At 63.6% G+C, this 1,490-nt stretch carries 1 protein-coding gene; it reads left to right on the forward strand.

Going from position 1 to position 1,490, the window contains the following annotated elements:
* A partial coding sequence (locus AC1DM5_RS36455) for a beta strand repeat-containing protein (protein WP_477976928.1) occupies positions 1-1,490 on the forward strand: 1,490 nt, incomplete at both ends.

Raw genomic sequence — 1,490 nt, forward strand, 5'->3', positions numbered from 1 at the left:
ATCGAGGCCTTCGCTGGCTCGTCGGCCAACGATACCTTTGTCGGCAATGGCACGACCGTCACCTTCAACGGCGGCGCCGGGACCGACACGGTCGATTATTCTGCCTCGGCTGCAGCCGTCAATGTCACGCTCGGCGCCGCCGGTGTGACGACATCAGGTTCGGGCGGCGACGCCCAGGGAAATAGCTACATCAACATCGAGCGGGTCGTCGGCTCGGCCTTCAACGACACGCTCGCCTCGACGGCAACATTCGGCCAGACGCTCGTGGGTGGAGTCGGCAACGACACCTATATAATCGACAGCCAAAATATTACCGTCACCGAAGCTGCCGGAGAGGGCGATGATGAGATCCGTACCGGCGCCAGCTCCTTCGACATGACCTCCTACGCCAATATCGAACGCCTGACCTATGCCGGCACGGGTGCGACGACCCTCATCGGCAATGCCAGCGACAACATCATCACCGGCGGGGTGGGCAACGACACTTTGGCTGGCGCGGACGGGTCCGACCAGCTCCTTGGCGGCGATGGCAATGATACGCTCTATGGCGGCAACGGTGCCGACCAGGTGATCGGTGGTGCAGGCACGGACACGGCAGCCTTCGCGGCCCAGGTCACCATCAACCTGAAGACCGGTGTTCATACGGGCGAGGCGGCCGGCGACACCTTTAACAGTATCGAGGCCTTCGCTGGATCGTCGGCCAACGATACCTTCGTCGGCAACGGCACGACCGTCACCTTCAATGGCGGCGCCGGGACAGACACGGTCGATTATTCGGCCTCTGCCTCCGCCGTCAATATCACGCTCGGCGCCGCCGGTGTGACGACATCAGGTTCGGGCGGCGACGCCCAGGGCAACAGCCTCGTCAATATCGAGCAGGTGATCGGCTCGGCCTTCAACGACACGCTCGGCTCGACGGCAACGACCAGCCAGACGCTCGTGGGCGGCGCCGGCAACGACACCTATATCGTCACCAGTCAGAACATTATCGTGACCGAAGCCGCGGTAGGTGGCGACGACGAGATCCGCACCACTGCCAGCGCCTATACCATGGCCAGCTACGCGAATATCGAACGCCTGACCTTCACCGGCACAGGGCCAGCGACCCTCGTCGGCAATGCCAGCGATAACGTCATCACAGGCGGTGCAGGTGATGATACGCTTTATGGCGGCGCCGGTGCCGACCAGGTGGTCGGTGGCGCAGGCACGGATACGGCGGCATTTTTGGCCCAGGTGACGATCAACCTGAAGACCGGCGTTCACACCGGCGAGGCGGCCGGCGACACCTTCAACAGCATCGAGGCCTTTTCGGGCTCGGCAGCCAATGACACGTTCGTCGGCAACGGCACCACTATCACCTTCAATGGCGGCGCCGGGACCGACACGGTCGATTATTCCGCCTCGGCTGCAGCCGTCAATGTCACGCTCGGCGCTGCCAACGTGACCACGACGGGTTCGGGCGGCGACGCCCAGGGCGCCAGCTACATCAA

It is taken from the genome of Rhizobium sp. 01T437 (assembly GCF_056398505.1).